This is a genomic window from Parabacteroides sp. AF48-14 (assembly GCF_003477465.1).
Taxonomy (GTDB): domain Bacteria; phylum Bacteroidota; class Bacteroidia; order Bacteroidales; family Tannerellaceae; genus Parabacteroides; species Parabacteroides acidifaciens.
The window spans coordinates 1-3,550 of sequence record NZ_QUDI01000084.1 but is presented as its reverse complement, the minus strand read 5'-3'; the positions used below and the strand labels follow the sequence as shown (position 1 = coordinate 3,550).

The following is a 3,550-nucleotide window of genomic DNA, read 5'->3' as shown; positions in this document are numbered from 1 at the left end:
TAGACTGAAATTAGTGGAGAGCCGGATACGCTGAGAGGTGTAAGTCCGGTTCGGGGGCGAGCATTTGGAAACCTGTCATAGGAATATGATAAGGCGCTGGGTGCTTAGCCTACACAAGACCGTCCGTAAATATTTTGGCGAGGCCATTGTGGTGACGCAAGAGGTGGACGACATCATCGCCTCTCCCATTGTCAAGGAGGCGATCATCAACAACTCCGATTGTAAAATCCTTTTGGACCAGCGGAAGTATATGAACAAGTTCGACAGCATCCAGGCTCTTTTAGGCCTGACCGATAAGGAAAAGGGACAAATACTGTCAATCAACCAGGCCAATAATCCGGGCAGGCTTTACAAGGAGGTGTGGTTCGGGTTGGGAGGTGTGCAGTCCGCGGTTTACGCCACGGAGGTCAGTGCCGAGGAATACCTCACGTACACTACCGAGGAAAGCGAGAAGTTGGAAGTTTTCAACAAGACCGCCGAACTGGGCGGTAACTATGAACTGGCGGTCAAGCAGATCGCCGAGGCCAGGCGGCGTAAAGAAAATAAGTATTAACCGGAGCCTGTGGCTCCATAACCACTAAAAAATCATGAAGTTAAGTAACGAGCAACTCACGAGGCTGGCTCTTCACACGGCGGGAATAAACAGCGTCCTTGCCGAGGCTATGCTGGAGGCTTCCGCGCGGACTGATACCGGGACGGAGCGGGTAGAAACGGACATCGAGGTAGATGTTTTCGTCGTCGATGACGGCGAAAAGGAAACGGCCGGCGTGCCGGATTACGATCCCGCCCTGTTGGTGGGTGACTGGAAAGCGGGCAAACGCGACCCCGACCTTCTTATCTTCAAGCCTTCTCCCGGCTATATGATAGCCTTGGGCAAGAAGCCGAAGAAGGGAGCGACGGGTGACTGCTACCTGCTCCATGAGCAGGACGGCAGGCTTTGCTTCAATGCCGGATTCGGCATGACCTTCCTGTATTACGACCGGGAAGCGGACACGATCACGCTGTACCCCGGCGCGACCTATGAACGGGTAAAAACCGATAACCGGTAAGGAATCATGTTCAGGCCGTGCATGGGGCAGAAATCGGAGGCGGAAAGCTGGCTGGAATTTGACCTGCGGGAAATCACGGGGCGTTGGGTAAGCCCGGAGGGTGCGCCGTCGGTGCGGATATACCGCACCCGTACGGAAGGCTACCTGCTGGAATTTACATACAACAACCCGCGGGCCGTATTCCGCCTGCCGATCAGGGAGCTGTGCCGGGTACGGTACTTCGACCTGTTCGGGCGTATCGGGCTGGCCTATGACTCCCGGCGTGACGTGCTGCTGCTTTCCGCCTACGGCGAATATCAACGGGCGGCGGAGTAACCCCGTGGAAGGGTTGCTCCCCTTTCCGCCCAAGTATTAAACCAAGTAAACATTTTATCGCAATGAAAAAGATTCTTTTCAGCCTCCTGGTGCTGGCCGTATGCGGCACTCATGAGGCAAGGGCGCAGTGGGCGGTCATAGACCCGTCCAACCTGGCGCAAAACGTCTTGACGGTCGGAAAGACCGGCACGACGGCGGCGAACGTGATAAACTCCTTTCAGGAAATGCAAAAGATCTATCCCAGGGAAAAGAGTATTACGACAAGCTGAAAAGCGTGCATAACCTTATCAAGGATGCCCGCAAGGTCAAGGAAACGGTCGAGATGGTCAGCGAAATATCGCAGATATACGCCGACAATTTCAACCGTATGCTGTCCGATAATAATTTCTCCGCCAATGAACTCTCCGCCATATCCGCCGGATATGCCATACTGCTGAAAGAGAGCGGCAACCTTCTTTCGGATATAAAGGAACTGGTTTCCTCCTCCAACGGGCTTTCCATGACGGATGCCGAACGCATGGGGTTGATCGACCGGATTCATACTGAAATGGTAAGCTACCGCAACCTGGTCAGCTATTACTCCCGGAAGAATATTGCCGTGTCCTTCATCCGCAGCAAGGAGAAGGGCGATACGGAGAGAGTGCGTGCGCTTTATGGCAGTCCTTCCGAAAGATACTGGTAAGCTATGGTACTACTGGCAATAGACTTCAATAATATGCACCAGGTCCTGCGCGACCTGTATCAGGAAATGATGCCTTTGTGTTCGGATATGATCGGCGTGGCCAAAGGAGTGGCCGGGCTGGGTGCTTTATTCTATGTGGCGTACCGGGTCTGGCAGGCCCTTTCCAGGGCGGAGCCTATCGATGTGTTCCCCCTGCTGCGCCCCTTCGCATTGGGCTTGTGCATCATGTTCTTCCCGACAATCGTGCTGGGAACGATCAACGCCGTCATGTCCCCCGTCGTAAAAGGTTGCCATACGATTATGGAGGGGCAGATACAAGACGTGGAGGCACTGCAAACCGAACGTGACAACCTGGAATATGACGCGCGGGTGCGTGAGGGTAAGGAATGGCTGGTCAACGACGAGGTGTACGAGGAAAAGTTCTCAGAGCTCGGTATCCGGCAGATCGGCACGATGGTCAGTATGTGGTGGGAACATACCTGGTACTCGATCAAGCTGTGGTTCCGGCAACTGATCTCGGACTTTTTCGAGTTGCTGTTCAATGCCGCCGCCCTCTCCATCGACACGATACGCACCTTCTTTATCGTGGTGCTGTCCATATTGGGGCCGTTGTCGTTCGCCCTGGCGATATACGACGGTTTCCAGTCCACCCTTACGGCGTGGCTCTCACGTTATATCAGCGTCTATCTGTGGCTGCCGGTTTCCGATTTGTTCTCGGCGGTGCTTTCCAAGATCCAGGCACTTATGCTGCAAACGGATATAGCCAGGCTTCAAGACCCTTCCTATATCCCGGACGGGAGCGACGGCGTATATATCATCTTTCTGATCATCGGTATTATCGGCTATTTCACCGTGCCGACCGTCGCCGGTTGGATCATCCAGGCCGGAGGCAACAGCGGTACGCGCGGGATGAATACGGTGGCGAGCAAGGGAGCTGCGATGGCCGGAGGTATCGCCGGGGCCGCCGGTGGAAATATAGCGGGCCGCTTATTGGGTAAATAGTAAAAATTGAAACAATGGAATTTAAGTCATTAAAGAATATAGAAACATCCTTCAAGCAGATACGCCTTTTCGGTATCGTGTTCCTGGTGGTATGTGCGGGGATAACCGGATATTCCGTGTATTCGTCGTACCGGTTTGCCGAGGCGCAACGCCGGCGTATCTATGTGATGGACGGGGGCAAGAGCCTTATGCTCGCGCTTTCCCAGGATATGAGTCAGAACAGGCCCGTCGAGGGCCGGGAACACGTGAAGCGTTTCCATGAACTCTTTTTCACTCTCGCGCCCGACAAGTCTGCGATCGAGAGTAATATAACCCGCGCCTTGTTCCTGGTGGACAAAAGTGCCTTCAAATATTATCAGGATATGTCGGAGAAGGGCTATTACAACCGCATCGCTGTGACGTGCTAAGTTGTGTATGTGATTGTTCAACTGGCTATTACAAGAAAGTAATAATCTGATTGAACCTGCTGTTTCGTCAGCAGTAGCCTACGGCAGGTGCATTA

General features: G+C 53.6%; 4 protein-coding genes and 2 pseudogenes. All 6 read left to right on the top strand.

The window, feature by feature from the left end; translation table 11 throughout:
- Nucleotides 1-64: 64 nt before the first annotated feature.
- Complete coding sequence (locus tag DW083_RS21715) at nucleotides 65-553, top strand: TraG family conjugative transposon ATPase (protein WP_255419854.1); 489 nt, start codon at nucleotides 65-67, stop codon at nucleotides 551-553.
- 34 nt (nucleotides 554-587) lie between these two features.
- Nucleotides 588-1,049 (top strand): DUF3876 domain-containing protein, encoded by a 462-nt coding sequence (locus tag DW083_RS21710; protein WP_122333802.1) that lies wholly within the window; start codon nucleotides 588-590, stop codon nucleotides 1,047-1,049.
- Between the two features lie 6 nt (nucleotides 1,050-1,055).
- A complete protein-coding gene (locus DW083_RS21705) occupies nucleotides 1,056-1,364 on the top strand; it encodes a DUF3876 domain-containing protein (protein ID WP_370039548.1) in 309 nt (102 codons plus the stop codon).
- 62 nt (nucleotides 1,365-1,426) lie between these two features.
- Nucleotides 1,427-2,046, top strand: a pseudogene (locus DW083_RS21700) (DUF4141 domain-containing protein).
- A 3-nt stretch (nucleotides 2,047-2,049) separates the two neighbouring features.
- Nucleotides 2,050-3,048: a conjugative transposon protein TraJ gene (gene traJ, locus DW083_RS21695; RefSeq protein ID WP_122333800.1), complete on the top strand. Its 999-nt coding sequence runs from the start codon at nucleotides 2,050-2,052 to the stop codon at nucleotides 3,046-3,048.
- Between the two features lie 14 nt (nucleotides 3,049-3,062).
- A pseudogene (gene traK / locus DW083_RS21690) lies at nucleotides 3,063-3,440 on the top strand (conjugative transposon protein TraK); the annotation flags it as partial.
- Nucleotides 3,441-3,550 lie beyond the last annotated feature (110 nt).

Coding starts and splice junctions, on each gene's coding strand:
- traJ (WP_122333800.1), top strand. CDS start 2,050: ATGGTACTACTGGCAATAGACTTCAATAATATGCACCAGGTCCTGCGC.
- DW083_RS21710 (WP_122333802.1), top strand. CDS start 588: ATGAAGTTAAGTAACGAGCAACTCACGAGGCTGGCTCTTCACACGGCG.
- DW083_RS21705 (WP_370039548.1), top strand. CDS start 1,056: ATGTTCAGGCCGTGCATGGGGCAGAAATCGGAGGCGGAAAGCTGGCTG.